17 protein-coding genes and 1 tRNA gene are annotated in these 16,398 nt (G+C 72.5%); 4 read left to right on the top strand and 14 right to left on the bottom strand.

The window, feature by feature from the left end:
* Positions 1-70: 70 nt before the first annotated feature.
* A tRNA-Glu gene (locus tag NR072_RS01625) sits at positions 71-143 on the bottom strand.
* 125 nt (positions 144-268) lie between these two features.
* Here NR072_RS01625 and NR072_RS01620 point away from each other — a divergent pair.
* Positions 269-664 (top strand): metallopeptidase family protein, encoded by a 396-nt coding sequence (locus NR072_RS01620; protein WP_095353590.1) that lies wholly within the window; start codon positions 269-271, stop codon positions 662-664.
* A 7-nt stretch (positions 665-671) separates the two neighbouring features.
* On the opposite strand, the gene NR072_RS01615 is transcribed toward NR072_RS01620, so the two are convergent.
* The 10 genes from NR072_RS01615 to NR072_RS01570 form a co-directional block, all read right to left on the bottom strand.
* Positions 672-1,646, bottom strand: coding sequence for a universal stress protein (locus tag NR072_RS01615; protein WP_135019635.1), 975 nt, complete (start codon positions 1,644-1,646; stop codon positions 672-674).
* A gap of 60 nt (positions 1,647-1,706) precedes the next feature.
* A complete protein-coding gene (locus NR072_RS01610; RefSeq protein ID WP_256835931.1) occupies positions 1,707-2,636 on the bottom strand; it encodes a fused MFS/spermidine synthase in 930 nt (309 codons plus the stop codon).
* On the bottom strand, positions 2,633-3,196 hold the full coding sequence (locus NR072_RS01605; RefSeq protein WP_144825051.1) for a GNAT family N-acetyltransferase: 564 nt from the start codon (positions 3,194-3,196) through the stop codon (positions 2,633-2,635). The genes NR072_RS01610 and NR072_RS01605 overlap by 4 nt, the downstream gene beginning before the upstream one ends.
* A gap of 107 nt (positions 3,197-3,303) precedes the next feature.
* Positions 3,304-3,681: a thiamine-binding protein gene (locus NR072_RS01600; protein WP_256835929.1), complete on the bottom strand. Its 378-nt coding sequence runs from the start codon at positions 3,679-3,681 to the stop codon at positions 3,304-3,306.
* Between the two features lie 31 nt (positions 3,682-3,712).
* Positions 3,713-5,053 (bottom strand): Nramp family divalent metal transporter, encoded by a 1,341-nt coding sequence (locus NR072_RS01595; protein ID WP_060774560.1) that lies wholly within the window; start codon positions 5,051-5,053, stop codon positions 3,713-3,715.
* 93 nt (positions 5,054-5,146) lie between these two features.
* Positions 5,147-6,901 carry an ABC transporter ATP-binding protein gene (locus NR072_RS01590; RefSeq protein WP_256835928.1) on the bottom strand — a complete coding sequence of 585 codons (1,755 nt, stop codon included), beginning with the start codon at positions 6,899-6,901 and terminating at the stop codon, positions 5,147-5,149.
* A gap of 2 nt (positions 6,902-6,903) precedes the next feature.
* Complete coding sequence (locus NR072_RS01585; RefSeq protein ID WP_049158139.1) at positions 6,904-7,896, bottom strand: ABC transporter permease; 993 nt, start codon at positions 7,894-7,896, stop codon at positions 6,904-6,906.
* A complete protein-coding gene (locus NR072_RS01580; RefSeq protein WP_002856116.1) occupies positions 7,893-8,897 on the bottom strand; it encodes an ABC transporter permease in 1,005 nt (334 codons plus the stop codon). Before NR072_RS01580 ends, NR072_RS01585 begins: the two co-directional genes overlap by 4 nt.
* A gap of 136 nt (positions 8,898-9,033) precedes the next feature.
* Positions 9,034-10,716, bottom strand: a complete 1,683-nt coding sequence (locus NR072_RS01575) for an ABC transporter substrate-binding protein (protein WP_256835927.1) — start codon at positions 10,714-10,716, stop codon at positions 9,034-9,036.
* 154 nt (positions 10,717-10,870) lie between these two features.
* Entirely contained in the window at positions 10,871-11,794 is a 924-nt protein-coding gene (locus NR072_RS01570; RefSeq protein WP_002856111.1) for a glycerophosphodiester phosphodiesterase, read from the bottom strand.
* A 100-nt stretch (positions 11,795-11,894) separates the two neighbouring features.
* Here NR072_RS01570 and NR072_RS01565 point away from each other — a divergent pair, with 100 nt between their 5' ends.
* Positions 11,895-13,172, top strand: coding sequence for a DUF445 domain-containing protein (locus NR072_RS01565; RefSeq protein ID WP_256835926.1), 1,278 nt, complete (start codon positions 11,895-11,897; stop codon positions 13,170-13,172).
* Positions 13,173-13,277: 105 nt separating this feature from the next.
* On the opposite strand, the gene NR072_RS01560 is transcribed toward NR072_RS01565, so the two are convergent.
* Positions 13,278-14,147: a hypothetical protein gene (locus NR072_RS01560; RefSeq protein ID WP_010079630.1), complete on the bottom strand. Its 870-nt coding sequence runs from the start codon at positions 14,145-14,147 to the stop codon at positions 13,278-13,280.
* Between the two features lie 33 nt (positions 14,148-14,180).
* Positions 14,181-14,906 carry an alpha/beta hydrolase gene (locus tag NR072_RS01555; RefSeq protein ID WP_256835924.1) on the bottom strand — a complete coding sequence of 242 codons (726 nt, stop codon included), beginning with the start codon at positions 14,904-14,906 and terminating at the stop codon, positions 14,181-14,183.
* A 237-nt stretch (positions 14,907-15,143) separates the two neighbouring features.
* On the opposite strand from NR072_RS01555, the gene NR072_RS01550 reads away from it, so the two are divergent.
* Positions 15,144-15,461 (top strand): hypothetical protein, encoded by a 318-nt coding sequence (locus NR072_RS01550; RefSeq protein WP_230278320.1) that lies wholly within the window; start codon positions 15,144-15,146, stop codon positions 15,459-15,461.
* A gap of 45 nt (positions 15,462-15,506) precedes the next feature.
* On the opposite strand, the gene NR072_RS01545 is transcribed toward NR072_RS01550, so the two are convergent.
* Positions 15,507-15,638, bottom strand: a complete 132-nt coding sequence (locus NR072_RS01545) for a hypothetical protein (protein WP_256835923.1) — start codon at positions 15,636-15,638, stop codon at positions 15,507-15,509.
* Between the two features lie 31 nt (positions 15,639-15,669).
* On the opposite strand from NR072_RS01545, the gene NR072_RS01540 reads away from it, so the two are divergent.
* The gene (locus NR072_RS01540; RefSeq protein ID WP_256835922.1) at positions 15,670-15,993 is read left to right on the top strand and encodes a hypothetical protein; all 324 of its coding nucleotides are present in this window, start codon (positions 15,670-15,672) and stop codon (positions 15,991-15,993) included.
* Positions 15,994-16,398 lie beyond the last annotated feature (405 nt).

Raw genomic sequence — 16,398 nt, 5'->3', positions numbered from 1 at the left:
AGAGCCTCCGAGCGTCGTGCAAATCCACGCTCCACGTGCCGTTCCGGCCGCCGAGGGCGGCCGTTCTGCGTACCCCCAACGGGATTCGAACCCGTGTCGCCGCCGTGAAAGGGCGGTGTCCTAGGCCTCTAGACGATAGGGGCAGGTCCGATGTCGAGATTCCCGAGGTGGACCCTGGGAGTCTATGGTGGCCGCACACCCTCCGGCAAGTCCGGCCGCCGGCCGGCCGCCCTCCGCACCGCGGAGCCCCGCACCCCCAGGAGCCGCCGTGGACCACCGCCCGTCGCCCGAGCAGCCCGCCGCCACGTGGATGAGCGAGCAGGAGTTCGACGACGCCGTCTCCGCGGCCCTCACCCGCATCCCGGACGAGCTGGCCCGGCTGCTGACGAACGTCGTCGTGGTGGTGGAGGACGAGTACGAGCCGCAGCGCTGGGAGGACCCGGCCACCGAGCTGTTCGGCCTCTACGAGGGCGTGCCGCTGACCGAGCGCGCCGAGCTCGCGTGGCAGATGCCGGACCGGATCGTGGTGTTCCGCGGCCCGCTCACCCGCCACTGCACCTCCCGCGCCGAGCTCGAGGACGAGATCACCGTCACCGTCATGCACGAGGTGGGGCATTTCTTCGGCATCTCCGAGGAGCGCCTCCACGAGCTCGGCTGGGGCTGAGCGCCGGTCAGGACTCCGGCTGGTCCTGGACCGGGCCGAACGAGGCGCGGCGGCCGAGGCGGACGTCCTCGCGGAACGGGACGACGAGCACCGGGCCCTTCGCGTGGTCCGCGACTCCGCGGCTCGTGGAGCCGACGATCGCACCGGCGAAGCCGCCCAGACCGCGCGTGCCCACCACGGTGAGGCGGGCGGTGGCGGTCTGGTCCACCATCACGTCCACGGGGGTGCCGTCCACGAGCTCGGTGAGGACCTCGAGGCCGGGGAACTCGGAGCCGATCCACGCGGCGCCGGCGTCGAGGCGCTCGCGCAGCTCCCGCTCGCGGGCCTCCTCGTCCAGGCTGACGGCCAGCCACGCGGCGTTCGCGCCCAGGGGCGGGACGGCGCACACGAGCTTCAGCGGCGCCTGGCGGAGGCGGGCCTCCTCGGCGGCCTCGAGAGCGGCGGCACGGCCCTGCTCGGAACCGTCGACGCCCACCACGACGGCGGTCCTGTCCCCCGCGCGGCTGGCCTCGACCCCGGCGGGGATGAGGGCGACGGGGCAGTGCGCATGGCCGGGCAGCGCGGCGGCCACCGAGCCGAGCAGACGGCCCATGAAGCCGCCGCGGCCGCGCGCGCCCGAGACGAGCAGGGAGGCCTCGGCGGAGAGCTCCACGAGGACGCCGGCCGCGTCACCGATCTCCACGCGCAGCTCCGGACGCACCCCGTCGGCGTCGAGCTTGCCGGCGACCTCCTCCAGGAGCGCCTGCACGCCCTCGCGGAGGCGGGAGTCGTCCAGGACGGCGCCGCCGGCGTCCGCGCCGTAGCCCCAGTACGCGGGGATCGAGTAGGCGGTGACGAGGGTCAGCGGCTCGCCGCGCAGGCCGGCCTCGCGCTGGGCCCAGCGGGCGGCGGAGACGGACTGGTCGGAGCCGTCCACACCCACCAGGACGCCGAGCGGTGCATCCTCGCGGCGGGGGGCGGCGGGCTGGGTCTGGGCGGACATGGCGACCTCCTCGAGTCAGACTCGACGGGCCCCGGGCGGACCCGGCCGAGTGCCTCCAGTCTACACCTCGGGGCCCGGGACGAGTCCCGTGATCCCGGGCGCGGCACCCGCGGGGAAGCCGCGTGGATCCTCCGCGAGCCGGGCCGGGAAGGCGTCCATGCGCAGGGCGCGGGCCAGGCGGTCGCGGGGGTCGGCGCCGGGCGGGGCGTCCACGGCGGGGCGGGCCACGGGGGTGTCCGAGGCCGCCACGATGACGTTGCCGCGGCGCCGCCCCTTGAGCATGGGCGGATCCGCGATCACCTCGACGTGCTCGAACGCGGCGACGACGGCGGCCACGTCCGCCCGCACCGACGTCAGGTCCGGCCCGCCGCCCACGTTGAGCACGTACAGCCCGCCCGGGGCGAGGACCCGCGCGGCGGCGTGGGCCGCGTCCAGGCCGGTGAGGCCCGGCGGGGTGATGTGGCGGGCGCCGGTCAGGTCCGTGGGGTCCGGGGCGAAGACGTCGCGGATGATCAGGTCGCGGCTGGCCGGGTGGGCCGTGGCCAGGACCTCGGCGGCGTCGGCCACGCGGATGCGCAGGGCCGGGGCGCGGGGCAGGCCGAAGCGCTCGCGGGCGAGGGCGGCCAGGCCGACGTCGATCTCCACCGCGGTCTGGTGGGAGCCCGGGTACGCGTGGTCCACCCAGCGGGCGAGCGCGCAGCCCGCGCCGCCCAGGTGCAGGGCACGCAGCGGTGTGGGCTCCGGCCAGTGCGCCCGGACGGCTGCGGCGGCCCAGCGCATGTACTCGAAGGCCATGCGCTCGGGGCGCTCGGGGTCCAGCGGCGAGGACTCGACGCCGTTGACGTAGAGGATGAACGCGCCCGGCTCGAAGGCGTCCTCGCGGATCTCGGCGGTGCCGTGGGTGATCGCGTGGACGCCCGGCTCGATCCCGGAGGGGCCGGCGGATCCGCCCGCGGCCCGGCCCCGGCGCGCCGACGACCGGCGACTCACGCCGCACCGCCGTCGTGCGGGAGGCGGCGCACCATCAGCTGCTCGTGCAGGCCGGCCCACGGGCCGGTCATCGGCTCCGGCGCCCCCACGGCCGCGAAGCCGTGCTTGACGTAGAACGCGACGGCCCGCGGATTCTCGGCGAGGACGCGCAGCAGCGCGGGGCGGTCCCCCACGACGGCGTCCAGCAGGCGCGCTCCCACACCGGTGCCGTACGCCTCGGCCAGGACGTAGAGCACCATGAGCTCCACATCGGGCAGGTCGGCGGGCGACGCGGGCGCGTCGTCCGCACCCGTCCGGCCCGTCTCCGCCGCCGAGCGACGCGGGCCCGCGAGCGCCACGCCGAGCAGCCGGCCGCCGTCGTCGGCGACCCAGAGGTCCCGGTCCGATCCGATCAGCGCGGTCCACGCGGGCACGTCCTCCGGGATCCGGGCCTCGATCGCGTCCAGGTAGGCGGACGGCAGGAGCGCGCCGTAGGCCTCCCGCCACGACCGCGCCTTGACGCGCAGCAGCGCCTCGACGTCCCCGGGGGCGGCGGGGCGCACGGTCACGGGCTCAGGCACGGGCTGCTCCTCCGGGCCGCCGGCGCGGCGGCCATTCCTCGAACGAAAGCGCCTCGACACGCCGCCGTTTCCCGAACGAAAGCGTCCGGGGGCAGCGGGGAGGGGGGTCACCCGGCGTCGCCGTCGCGCGGGGCCGGGGCGGCGCGCCGTTCCTCATCCTCGGCGAGGGCCGACTCGAGGCGCTCGAGCTTGCCGTCCAGCTCGTCGGTGTGGCCGGGGCGGATGTCCGCCTTCAGCACGAGCGAGACGCGGGAGCCGTACGGGGACACGGCGTCCACGGCGGCACGCACGACCTCCATCACCTCGTCCCAGTCCCCCTCGATCTCGGTGAACATCGAGGAGGTGCGGTGCGGCAGGCCGGAGGCGCGCACCACGGCGACGGCGGCCGCGACCGCCCGGTGCACGGACGCGGTGTCCGCGTCACCGGGCAGGTGCTCGGCGTCGGCAGGTTGGCCGGAGGGGGCGACGGAGAAGGCGACGATCATGGCACCAGTGTGCCTCGCTCCCGCCGCCGGCTCACCCCCCGAGCACCGGCTGCAGGGCCTTGATCAGCTCGTTCACGCCGATCGCCACGAACACGGCCGCGGTCAGGCCCAGCAGGGTGTTGCGGACCCAGCCGTTGCGGAACTGCCGCGGCACGTCCTTCGTGTTGTTGAGGAACAGCAGGGTCACGGCCAGGAACGGCATGAACAGGGCGCCGAGCGTGCCGTAGAGCAGGATCAGGAAGATCGGCCGGTCCAGGAACAGCAGCGCCATGGGCGGCAGGGTCAGCCACAGCAGGAAGAAGCGGCCGGGCTTCGAGGACAGCGACGGCGCGTCGTCCTGGTCCAGCTCCTCGGCGGGCCGGCGGAAGTTCGTCCAGAAGTCCGCGAACATCAGCGAGACGCCGTGCCACACGCCCAGCAGGGAGGAGAAGGACGCGGCGAAGAATCCGACGAGGAACACCGTGGACCACGCCGAGCCGTAGCGCTCGGCCAGCACGTCGCCGACGTCGAGCAGGCCCTTGTCGCCCGAGGAGATCGCCAGCCCCGCCGAGTGCAGCAGCTCGACGCCCATGATCATGGTGGCGATCACGAAGATGCCCGTGAGGATGTACGAGGTCGCGTTGTCGAACCGCATGACCTTCAGGTACTTCGGGACGTTCCAGCCCTTCTCGCGCAGCCAGTAGCCGTAGGCGGCGAGCGTGATGGTGCCGCCGACGCCGCCTGCGAGGCCGAGCACGTAGAACATGACGTCCGGGTCGCCGGAGGGCAGCTGCGGCACGAGACCGGCCAGGATCGCGCCCAGGTTCGGGGCCGTCAGCGCCGCGGAGAGCAGCACGGTCACGAACATGACGCCGATCAGCACCGTCATGAGCCACTCGATGAGGCGGTACCTGTCCAGCCAGACCAGCCCCAGGCCGATCAGGCCCGCGGCGATCGCGAACACCTTGCTGTCCACCCCGGGGAACAGCGCCGCGAGCGGCAGGGCGGTGGAGGACATCGCCGTCGCCCCGTACACGATGCCCCAGATGAGGATGTACGGGCCGAAGTACCAGGACGTCCAGGCCCCGAGGGTGCGCCAGCCCTGGAAGATCGTCTTGCCGGTGGAGAGGTAGTAGCGGCCCACGCCCTCCACGAGCACGATCTTGAAGATCACGCCCAGCACCACGGCCCACAGCAGCATGTAGCCGTAGCGGGAGCCGGCGGTCAGGGTGGCCACCAGGTCCGCCGCGCCCACGCCCGTGGCCGCGGCGACGATGCCCGGGCCGAGGGAGTTCCAGCGCGGGCGGATCGGCGTCTCGTTCAGTTCGGCGTCGGTGAACCCGACGATGTCCGGGTTGTGCACGGGGCGCCCGGGGTCGACGGCGTGGGCCATGGGATGCTCCTGCGATCGGGGATGCGAGTGATGCGAGTGGCGCAACAAGTATCACGCATGGAAGCGACGCCGCTCACATCCTTCCGCGGTGCTTCACACGTGCGTCCCGTCCGCCTCCACGGCGATGCCCAGCTCGTTGCCCGGGATCGAGGCGAGCAGTCGCCGCGTGTACGGGTGCCGGGGGTTGGTGAAGACCTCCTCGGAGCTGGCCGCCTCCACCACCTGGCCGTCCTTCATGACGCACACGTAGTCGGAGATGAGCCGCACCACCGCCAGGTCGTGCGAGATGAACAGGTAGCTCAGCCCCAGCTCGTCCTGCAGGCGGCGCAGCAGCGTGAGGATCTGGTCCTGCACGAGCACGTCCAGTGCGGAGACCGGCTCGTCGCACACGATCAGCTCGGGGTTCAGCGCGAGCGCGCGGGCGATCGCCACGCGCTGGCGCTGTCCGCCCGAGAGCTCGGCCGGGTACCGGCGATGGAAGTGGGAGGGCAGGGCGACCTGGTCCATGAGCTCGAGCACGCGCGCCCGCCGCTGCCTGGCGTTGCCCCGCCGGTACGTCTGCAGCGGCTCCTCGATGATCCGGCCCACCGTGAACGAGGGGTTGAGCGAGGAGAAGGGGTCCTGGAACACGGCCTGCACACGCTGCCGGAAGTCCTTGAGCCCCTCCCCCTTCAGCGCCAGCACGTCCTTGCCCTCGAAGCTGATCTCGCCCGAGGTCGGCTCGATCAGCTTGAGCAGCATGCGCGCCGTCGTCGTCTTGCCGGAGCCGGACTCGCCGACGATCGAGACGGTCTTGCCGCGCGGGATCTTCAGGGAGACGTCCTTCGCGGCGGTGAAGTCCTCGTGCCCGCGCACGGGGTAGACCTTCGTGAGGTCGCGGATCTCCACCAGCGGGGTGAGGTCCTGCTTCGCCAGGGCCACCGTGGTCAGAGCCGCGGTGTCGTCCTCGGCCAGGTCGGCCGGGGCGGGATCGAAGGCCTCGGGCAGCAGGCGGGCCGCCGCCACCGACGGCGCGGCCGCCACGAGCGAGCGGGTGTAGGCGTGCTGCGGGTCCTCGAGGATGGCCCGCGCGTCGCCGGACTCCACCACGCGTCCGCGGTGCATCACCACGAGCTGCTGCGCCCGCTCGGCGGCGAGGCCGAGGTCATGGGTGATCAGCAGCACGGAACTGCCGAGCTCGCGGGTCATCTCGTCGATCTGGTCCAGGATCACCTGCTGCACCGTCACGTCCAGGGCGGAGGTCGGCTCGTCCGCGATCAGCAGCTGCGGCCGGCACGCCAGGCCGATGGCGATCAGCACGCGCTGACGCAGGCCGCCCGAGAGCTCGTGCGGATACTGCTTGGCCCGCCGCGCGGGCTCGGGGATGCCGGCGCGCTCCATCACCTCGACGACGGCGGCCCCCACGTCCTTCTTCGTCGCCATGCCGTGGGTCAGCAGGGTCTCCCCGATCTGCTGCCCCACCCGGGTCACGGGGTTGAGGTTGGACATCGGGTCCTGCGGCACCAGCCCGATCCGGCGGCCGCGGATGCCGCGCATCCGCGACTCCGGCAGGCCCACGAGCTCCTCGCCCGCGAAGCGGACGGAGCCTGCCGTGACCCGGCCGTTGCCGGGCAGCAGGCCGATCGCGGCCATCGCGGTGGTGGACTTGCCCGAGCCGGACTCGCCCACGATCGCCAGCGTGCCCCCGGCCGGGAGCGTGAGGGACGCGCCCTCCACGGCCTGCACGGTGCCCTGCTGGGTGGTGAACTCCACGTCCAGGTCACGGATCTCCAGCAGCGGGGCGCCGGCCGCGGGGACCGCGGGCGCCGCGCCGGGGCCGGGCGCGCCGTCGTCGTGCTTGGGGTCCATGGTCAGCGCCTCCGGGAGGTCGGGTCGAGGGCCTCGCGCAGGGACTCGCCCAGCAGGGTGAAGCCGAGCGCGGTGATGGCGATGCACAGGCCGGGCAGGAACGCGAGCCACGGGTTGATGCCCAGCTCGGCCTGCGCGTAAGTGAGCATGCGGCCCCACTCGGCGGTCTCGGGGCGGCCGCCGCCGAGGCCGAGGAAGGACAGGGCGGCCGCGTCGATCACGGCCGTGGCCAGGGTGAGCGTGGCCTGCACGATCACGGGGCCCAGCGAGTTCGGCAGCACATGGGACATCGTGATCCGCCCGCGCGAGAGGCCGAGGGTCTGCGCCGCGAGCACGTAGTCCGACCCCTTCTGCGTGAGCATCGAGGACCGAAGCAGCCGCGCGAACACGGGCACCTGCGCCACCCCGATCGCGATCATCACCGCGAACGGGGTCTGCCCGAGGATCGCCGCGATGGACACCGCCAGCAGCAGATTCGGCACCGAGAGCAGGATGTCCACCACGCGCATCACCACGGAGTCCACCCAACCGCCGAACGTGCCGGCCAGCAGGCCGAGCAGCATGCCACCGACCAGGCCGAACGCCGTCGAGATGACGCCGATGAGCAGCGAGGCCTGCGCGCCCCAGATCAGCTTGGAGAGCACGTCCCCGCCGAAGCGGTCCAGGCCCAGCGGGTAGCCGGCCACCTCGCCGGGGCCGGGCACGTGGGTGGGGCGGATCTCGCGCATGCCGGGCGTGGCCGTGCCCGCGTACGGGGCCAGCACCGGGGCGAGGACGGCCACGAGCACGAAGAGCAGCACGATCACGGCGCCGGCGATCGCCGCCGGGTTGCGGCGCAGCCGCTGGAACGCGGCGCCCCACACGGAGGTGCCGCGTGCGTCCGCGGCGGCCTCGGTGGTCGCCTGGGTGGCCCCGGCCTCGACGGGCGCCAGCGCGTGGTCGACGGCGTGCTCGGTGGGTCCGCCGCCGGGGCTGGGGGGCAGGTTCACGCTCATGAGACACGCACCCTCGGGTCGATGAGGCCGTAGGAGACGTCCACGACCAGGTTGATCAGCGAGTAGAGCAGGGCGATGAAGATGATGAAGCCCTGCAGCACCGGGAAGTCGAGCTGGAAGATCGCCTGGGCGAGGAACCGGCCGATCCCGTTGAACGCGAACACCGTCTCGGTGAGCACCGCCCCGGAGATCAGCAGGCCCAGCTGCAGGCCGAGCGTGGTGCTCACCGGCAGCAGGGCGTTGCGCATGATGAACCGGTCCCGGATCAGGCGCGGGGCCAGGCCCTTGGCACGGGCCGTGCGCACGAAGTCCGCGTCCTGCACGTCCAGCACGGAGGCGCGGGTGATGCGCGCGATGATCGCCAGCGGGATGGTGCCCAGCGCGATGCCGGGCAGCACCAGGTGGGTCAACGCGTTCAGGGCCGCGTCCCACTCGGCGGTGATGATGCCGTCCCACACGTAGAAGTTCGTGTAGTGGGTGGCGTCGATCCGCGGGTCCTGCCGGCCGTCCGTGGGCAGCCAGCCCAGCTTCACCGCGAACACCCACTTGAGGATGAACGCCAGGAAGAACACGGGCACCACCACGCCGATCAGGGACAGCACGACGGCGACGTCGTCCTGCCACCGGCCCACATGGCGGGCGGCCCAGTAGCCGAGCGGGATGCCGATGACCACCGCGAACACGATCGCGAAGATCGAGAGCTCCAGCGTGGCCGGGAAGCGGTCCGCGAACTCCTCGACCACGGACCGATTCGTCATGATCGAGGTGCCGAAGTCGCCGCGCAGCAGCCGCCCCATGTAGGTGACGTACTGCTCGAGCAGGGGCTTGTCGAAGCCGTACGCCGCGTTCACCCGGGCCACGGCCTCGGGGGTGGCGCGGTCGCCGAGCAGGGCGGTGGCGGGGCCGCCGGGCAGGCTGCGGACCCACACGAACAGCAGGACGGACAGTCCGAACAGGGTGGGGATCAGCAGCAGCAGGCGCTTGCCGATGAGTCTGAGCACGAGGGGCCTCCATGCCGGCGCGGGGGCCGGGCCGGTCGGTGCGAGGGACGGGCGGTGGCGGGCGGGCCCGCGACGACGGCGCCGGGGCGCGGCGCCGTCGTCGCCGGTGGGGCGGGTCGTCCCCGGCCCTCCGGGCTCACTCGGTCAGGTCGATCTCGTTGAAGACCTCGTCGTTGACCGGGCTCGCCGGGTAGGAGGCCACGCGCTTGTCGAAGGCCAGCGACGGGGCCGGGTGGGCGAGCGGGACCGCCGGGACGATCTCGGAGATCTGCTCGTTGATCTCCTGGTACTTCGGCGTCTGCTCCTCGAGCGTCGGGATCTGGCGGGCCTCCTCGAGGGCGGAGAACAGCTCCTCGTCGGTGAAGCCGAACTCGGGCTTCTCCTGGCCGAAGAACACGCCCACGAAGTTGTCCGTGTCGTTGTAGTCGCCGGTCCAGCCGAGCAGGTGGATGCCGTGGTCCGCGGAGCCCTGCACCTGGTCGAGGTAGTCCGGGCTCCACTTGGCCGGCTTCGCGTTCACCGTGATGCCCACCTCGGCCAGCTGGCTCGAGAGGTTGGAGAACGCCTGCTCGGGGGTCGGCATGTACGGGCGCGAGACGCCCGTGGGGTAGTTGAAGTCGATCGTGAAGCCGTCCGGGTAGCCGGCCTCGGCGAGCAGCGCCTTGGCCTTGGCGGGGTCGTGCTCGTACGTGGTGACGTCCTCGCTGTACCCGTTCACGGACTTCGGGATGAACTGGGTGGCGGGCTCCGTGCCCTCGGGGAGGGTCTGCGCGATGAGGGCGTCCTTGTCGATCGCGTGGGCGATCGCCTGGCGCACCCGGACGTCCTGGAGCTCCTCCTTCTCCTGGTTCAGGCCCAGGTAGAGGATGGTGAACGGGTCGCGGGCCACCACGTTGAAGCCGGCCTCGGACAGGGCCGCGGTGTCCGCGGGGGCCACGAGGTCATAGCCGTCGATGTCCCCGGCCTCGAGCGCCTGACGGCGGGCCACCGGGTCGTCGATCACGCGGAAGGTGATGTCCGTGACCTCGCCGCCCTCGCCCCAGTAGTCCTCGTTGGCGGTGAGCTTGATGTCCTCGCCCACGCTCCAGGACTCGAACTTGTAGGGGCCGGTGCCGGTGGGGTGGGCCCGGGCGTACTCGGACAGCTGCGGCGACTCGGCGGTGCCGCCCACCTCGTCCGCCTTGTACTCCTCGAGCGCCTTCGGCGACTGCATGGCGAAGGCCGGCAGGGACAGGGAGGGGATGAATCCCGCGAACGGCTGCGCCAGCGTGATCCTCGCCTCGTGCTCGCCGGTGGCCTCGCACTCCTTGTAGACGGCGTCCTCGGGCTTGTCCGCGAAGCCGCGGAACAGCTTGCCGTAGTAGTACGAGAGGGTCTCCGACTGCTGGATGCCCGTGAAGTTGTACCAGCGGTCGAAGTTGGCGCACACGGCCTCCCCGTTGAACGGCTCGCCGTCGTGGAAGCGCACGCCCTCCTTCAGGGTGAAGGTGTGCGTGAGGCCGTCCTCAGAGGACTCCCAGGACTCGGCCAGCAGCGGCGCGGGGTCCGCGGTGCCCGGCTTCGTGCCCACGAGGCCCTCGAAGATCTGGCGGGAGACCCGGAAGGTCTCGCCATCGCTCGCGAACGCCGGATCGAGGCTCTTGGGGTCCGAGGACGCGGCGAAGATGAACGAGCCGTCCACCTGGGCGGCGTCGCCCCCGCCCGAGCCGCCGGAGCCGCCGCCGTCGCGCTGGCTCTGGGCGCAGCCGGTGACGAGCAGGGCGCCGGCCGCGGTGAGCGCGGCGGCGGACAGGAGTCGGTGACGCAGACGGGTGGCCATGGGGGCTCCTCCGGGAGAGGTCTCAGCCGAGACGCGGGTGCGAGGGGACCGCGCCGTCGGGTGTGACCTGGAGCACGGTCCTGGACGTGACTATAGCCACAAGCGCGGGCGGGGACGCAACGCCGGCCCCGTCTGCGCGTGCGGCGCGGCGCCCTCAGGCCCCGGTGGGCATCCGCTCCCGACGCGCGGCGGCCCGGTCGCGGACCCAGCGCAGCACGTCCTCCGGACGGTTGGTGGTGAGCTCCTGCACCCCCTGGGCGAGGAGGAACTCGGCGTCCTCGCGCTCGTCGACGGTCCACACCCGCAGGCGTCGCCCCGCCGCCAGCCACGCCTTCACGTCCGCCAGGTGCTCCCGCACGTAGGCCACGGAGGGCCCCGCCAGCCCGGCCCGGCCGCGCCAGACGAGCGCCTCGGACCCGGCCAGCGACTGGCGCGCCGCCGCGCGCACCGCCGCCCGGCTCAGCGGCCCCCGGGCGAACCGGGTCGGCAGCTCCGTCGGCATGAGGTCCATCAGGGGGCAGAGGGGGTCCGTGCCGGCCAGCGGCGCCACGTGGCGCAGCGCGTCCGGATGGAAGCTCATGAGGGACACCTGCACCTGACCCACCCGGCCGGTCTCCGGGTCCCAGCCGGCCCGCAGCAGCTCCCGCAGCACCCGCTCCTCGAGCTCATGCCCGAACGGGGAGGGGTGCTTGAGCTCCACGGCCAGGCGCAGCGGCCGGTCCGCGGCCGTCGCGATCGCCAGGAGGTCGGCCAGGGTGAGCACCTGCTCCCCCGCGCCGCCGTACGCGGCGGGCGGCGCCGTCGTCGTGGCGGGCTCGGCCCCCGGACGCCGGGCGTGCCACGAGACGACGTCGAGGCCGCGCAGACGATCCAGCGTGTGGTCCGCGACGGCGCCGTGCCCGTCCGAGGTGCGGTCCACGGTGGGGTCGTGCCAGCAGACGACCTCGCGGTCCCGCGTGAGCTGGACATCGCATTCGAGACCGTCCGCGCCCACGGCGAGGGCGTGGAGCATGGCGGCGCGGGTGTGCTCGGGGAAGGCGGCGGAGGCACCGCGGTGGGCGATCACGAGGGCGGGCACGCCGCCAGGCTAGGGAGCGCGTGTGCCGGCCACGTCACCGCAGGGTGCCCGGCTGGTTAACTGGTGGGGACCATTCGGTGCGCGCGATCAGGAGCCTCCCGTGTCCCTCTCCCCCGACCCCGCCCAGCAGCTGCTCAGCGCCGGCGCCCTCGAACGCGCGGCGGGCCTGCGGCGCATGAAGGCCGTCGCCCTGGGGCTGCTCATCCTGCTGGCCGTGGTGTTCGTGGTCGCGTTCCCGTTGCAGGACACCCACCCGGTGTGGGGCTACGTGCGCGCCGCCGCGGAGGGCGGCATGGTCGGCGCGCTGGCGGACTGGTTCGCGGTCACGGCGCTGTTCCGCCACCCGATGGGGGTGCCCGTGCCGCACACCGCCCTGATCCCGCGGAAGAAGGACCAGCTCGGCGCCGCGCTGACCGAGTTCGTGCAGGAGAACTTCCTGGACTCGGAGGTCGCCCACGAGAAGGTCGACGGGCTGAAGGTGGCCGAGGCCGCCGGCGGCTGGCTGCGCCGGGATGAGAACGCGGCCCGCACCGCCCGGGAGATCGCGACGGCGGCCCGGGGCGCCATGGCCGCGGCCGACGACGACGCCGTCCAGGAGCTGCTGCGCCAGCTGATGGAACGCCACATGGTGGCCCCGGACTGGTCCCCCACGCTCGCGGGCGTGCTGGAGGACGTGGTGGCCGGACGGCACCACGAGCGCGTGGTGGACCTCGTGGTCGCCCACACCGGGGACTGGGTGGCCGCCCACCCCGAGCTGTTCGTCGAGACGGTGCGCCGTCGCTCCCCCGAGTGGAGCCCGGACCTCGTGGACCGCCTCCTCGCCGAGCGACTGCACGCCGAGACCCTCAAGTATCTCGCCGGCATCCGCCGCGACCGGGAGCACGAGGCCCGCCGCGCCGTCGACGACTGGCTCGACCGCCTCGCCGACGAGATGCGGAACGAGCCGGCCACCCGCGCCTCGGTGGAGCGGTTCAAGCGGAACCTGTTCGCGGACGAACGGCTGCGTGCGTGGGCCGGGCGGGCCTGGGTCTCCCTGCGGGACTCGCTCCTGGACGCGCTCGAGGACCCGTCCTCCGACCTGCATCGCGCGCTCGTGGCCGCCCTGCGCGACCTCGGCGCCCGCCTGCAGGAGGACCCCGAGCTGCGCGACCGCGTGGACGGCCACGCCCGCCGCGCCGCGGCGTATGCGCTGAGCTCCTACGGCCCGGCGCTCACCGGGGTGATCGAGGAGACGGTCGCCCGCTGGGACGGCGAGCAGACCGCGCGCACCCTCGAGCTGTTCGTGGGCAAGGACCTGCAGTTCATCCGCATCAACGGCTCGGTCGTCGGCGCGCTCGCGGGCCTGGCGATCCACGGGGTGGCCACGCTGTTCCTCTGAGCCGCGGCTCCCGCCCCGCACTTTCGAACGTGGAATGGGGCGAATGGGCGCTTTCGAACGTGAGATTGGGCCTCTCTCACGTTCGAAAGCGCGGGGACGAGGCCGTCAGGCGGCGGGCTTGTCCTTCTCGTCCTTGCCGCCGGGCAGGGCGCGACGGATCGCACCGAAGACGCCGCCGTCGTCCTTGGTGCCATCGGCGCGCCCCTGTGCGGCGCCCTCGCGGATCTCGCCGGGGATCACCATCGGCAGGGGGCTGAAGAGCTCCGCGGCGTTCTCCATCACGGCCTTGCCCATGGCGCGGTTGCCCACGCCGCCGATCACGGCGCCCACGCCGAACGGCACGGCGCGGCCCACGAAGCCGGCACCCTGCCGCAGGCGCATCTTGCGCATGAACGTCCTCTTGAGGCGATCCACCACGAACGCGCTGATGCCGGTGCCCGATGCGGTGCCCGCGAGCGCGTTGAGGCTGGACTGCGGGTCGTAGGGACGGCCGGCCTTGGCGGCGGCCTCGCGGAGCAGCTCCTTGGCGTCGTCGCCGAGCATGAGGCCCATGACGAGGGCCTGGGCGCGCTGCGGGTCCTGCGTGGTGATGCCGTGCAGCTCGGCGAGGGACTGCGCGTAGAGGGCGGTGGCCTCCATGAAGCCGGCGACCGCGACACCGGACAGGCCGAGCGCGGCCACGGTGCCGATGCCCGGGACGATCGCGGTGCCGCCCACGGCGGCACCGGCCCCCGTGACGGTGGTCAGGTACTGCTGCCCGAGCCGCTCGGCGAGACGCTCCGGGCTCTCCCCCGGGTGCTTCGCCGCCATGCGCTGGATGTTCTTCAGGACCAGGGGGCGCTGGACCGCCAACACCGTGGAGAGGGCCTTCTCGAAGCCCTCCGTGGGCTCGCCGTTCTCATCGAGTGCCGACTTCAGCCCGAAGTCCTTCACCTTCCCGGACGCGTACCGGCCGATCGTCGAGTTCTTTGCCATGCGCGCCACAGTATCGGCGCGCGACCCCCGCGGTCAGGACCCGGGCGTCGCCGCGCGCAGGGAGTGCTCGAGGAAGATGCGCACGTCACGGACCTCGTCGGGGCCGGTCCCGTGCAAGATCCCGGGGTAGGTGCGCACGGTCAGGCGGGTGTGCTCCTCGGCCCACGCGCGGGTGTGGGCGACGGCGTCCGGATGGATCACGGGATCCTCGGCGTCCCGGCCCCAGAAGAACGGGCGCGGGCCCGGTCCCTCGGCCGGGGAGTCGAGCATGGCCAGCAGCTCGTTGTCGACGGCGAAGCCGCTCAGGCCCACACCGCAGGTGAACGCCTCGGGGCGCAGACGCAGGACCGTCGTCGCCATGGCCATGCCCTGGGAGAAGCCGAGCACCGAGACCGTGCGGAAGCCGGCCGCCACGACCTCCTCGGCGGAGAGCACGTCGAACACGCGGTGGGCGGCGGCGAGCACCTGGGCGAAGTCGGACTGCAGCAGCAGGTCGAGCAGGAACCAGCCGTGCGCGCCGGGGTCGCCCGGGCCTTCGGACGCCGTCTCGTCGATCTCGAAGCCGCCGCGCACCGCCAGGCCGGTGCACCGCTCCGGGAGCATCGGGAAGTGGCGGCGCGCCGCGCGGACCTCGTTGGAGCCGTAGCCGTGGAGTACGAGCACCAGGTCCGTGCCCGCGCGCTCCGCCGGCGGGCGCGACCACACCACGCTGTGGCCGGAACTGATCGTCTCGGTGACTGGTGCGGGCGTGGGGCTCATGGCTCCATCCTAGGGAGGACCCCCGACCGGGCGTCATGCCTAGTCAGGGGCCGCTCTCGGGTGGACCTCCGTAGAGAGTTCGAGAACCCCTGCCCGGCCTTTAATACCGTGGCTTCTCGCCGGTCGCGGGGCACTTACCGGCGGGACCGGAGGCCGCTGGAGCCGTCTGTAGTGGACGAGCGGGGCCGGATGGTGCGTGCAGTTGGGATGACTCAAACCTTTCTGAGCCCGGCACAGGTGGACGAGCTGGTGGCTTCGTATGAGTCGGGCGCGACACTCGTGGAGCTGGGCGAGCGGTACAGCATTCATCGCCGCACCGCGGCGGCGCACCTTGTCCGCCGCTCGGTCCCGATCCGCCGGCGCGGTCTCGATGAGTGCCACCTCGCCGAAGCGGTTGAGTTGTATGCGGGTGGATTGACGCTGATGGAGGTCGGGCTAGGCTTCGGCGTGAGCCAGCAGGCGGTGAGAAGAGCGCTGGCCGCAGAGGGTGCCGAGATTCGCCCCAGCAGGCGCCGTCAGTCCGCCGTGAACAAGTCTGCGTGCTTGGCGCCGTAGTCACCTGTCGCGTCCGTGGATGGACTGGGTTCATCGCTACCGCCGTCATAGGCTCGCGGCGACCAGCGCCTCGACCAGCTGCTCGGGTTTGAAGATCAGCTTGGTATCGAACCGCTCATCGAGCTTGTCGTCCTTATCGCGCGTCAGGGCTCGGACCCACTGTTGCTCGGTGAACACCAGGTCGCAGTAGACCGGGGGGGACGGGAAGTTGGACGACGTCGATGAAGTCGTTCGCCTTCCAATTTTGATGCTGGGGCGGATGCAGGTGGTTGCTCACCCGCAGAGCGTTCGCCACCCGGCGGGTGGGGAGGGACTGAACGAGTTGGAGGAGACCTACGCCACCCAAAGTCTCGGTCACCTCCGTGGCGCTGATGCCCGCGGCCGTGACCCGCTCACGGATGGCCGGGGCAATATCGTTGAAGTCCGAGTGGATGACCGCAGGGAGCAACTCAACGCGCGACACCTTCCGCCGCGCGATCTCTTCAGCGATGCTGATTTCGTGCCGCACGAACAAGTCACCCCAGCGGAATAGGTCGAGTGGTAGGCCCGCGCGTGCGTGGGTGCTTGGACCTGCGCGCAGCAGTAGCTCTTCGAGCGGGCGGTCGATCGGGGTTCGGAGGTCGCTGCTCTTGTCTTCGGAGGCCGTCCGTTGGTCGGTCCGCCTCATGGAGTTGTGGACGCCGCCGGCAGTCAGGTGAGCGATGCCTCGTCCCGAAGACGCGAGGCGCGGTCACACCGTTTGGCCGTCTGAAATGGGCGCGTAGGGCGATGTCGATCTCGTACTGAAGAAGTTGCTTGGGTGTGGTGATGGCGTCGAAGTCGGACAGCTCGATCATCGTGTCGACCAGGCGGTTCCTGGAGCCGTCGTTGTGGTTCTTGGCTGGGCGTGTCAACTTGTCTGTGTAAGCGGGGTGGTCACAGGTAGGGGTTGATCCGG

Source organism: Micrococcus sp. Mcc89 (assembly GCF_024519795.1).
Taxonomy (GTDB): Bacteria; Actinomycetota; Actinomycetes; order Actinomycetales; family Micrococcaceae; genus Micrococcus; species Micrococcus luteus.
The sequence above is the reverse complement of the archived record's forward strand: the minus strand, read 5'-3'. Positions and strand labels throughout refer to the sequence as shown.

What these genes read in the sequence shown, in the direction of transcription:
- NR072_RS01575 (WP_256835927.1), bottom strand. Translation starts at nt 10,716, where the DNA reads ATGGCCACCCGTCTGCGTCACCGACTCCTGTCCGCCGCCGCGCTCACC.
- NR072_RS01560 (WP_010079630.1), bottom strand. Translation starts at nt 14,147, where the DNA reads ATGGCAAAGAACTCGACGATCGGCCGGTACGCGTCCGGGAAGGTGAAG.
- NR072_RS01590 (WP_256835928.1), bottom strand. Translation starts at nt 6,901, where the DNA reads ATGGACCCCAAGCACGACGACGGCGCGCCCGGCCCCGGCGCGGCGCCC.
- NR072_RS01615 (WP_135019635.1), bottom strand. Translation starts at nt 1,646, where the DNA reads ATGTCCGCCCAGACCCAGCCCGCCGCCCCCCGCCGCGAGGATGCACCG.
- NR072_RS01585 (WP_049158139.1), bottom strand. Translation starts at nt 7,896, where the DNA reads ATGAGCGTGAACCTGCCCCCCAGCCCCGGCGGCGGACCCACCGAGCAC.
- NR072_RS01555 (WP_256835924.1), bottom strand. Translation starts at nt 14,906, where the DNA reads ATGAGCCCCACGCCCGCACCAGTCACCGAGACGATCAGTTCCGGCCAC.
- NR072_RS01595 (WP_060774560.1), bottom strand. Translation starts at nt 5,053, where the DNA reads ATGGCCCACGCCGTCGACCCCGGGCGCCCCGTGCACAACCCGGACATC.
- NR072_RS01600 (WP_256835929.1), bottom strand. Translation starts at nt 3,681, where the DNA reads ATGATCGTCGCCTTCTCCGTCGCCCCCTCCGGCCAACCTGCCGACGCC.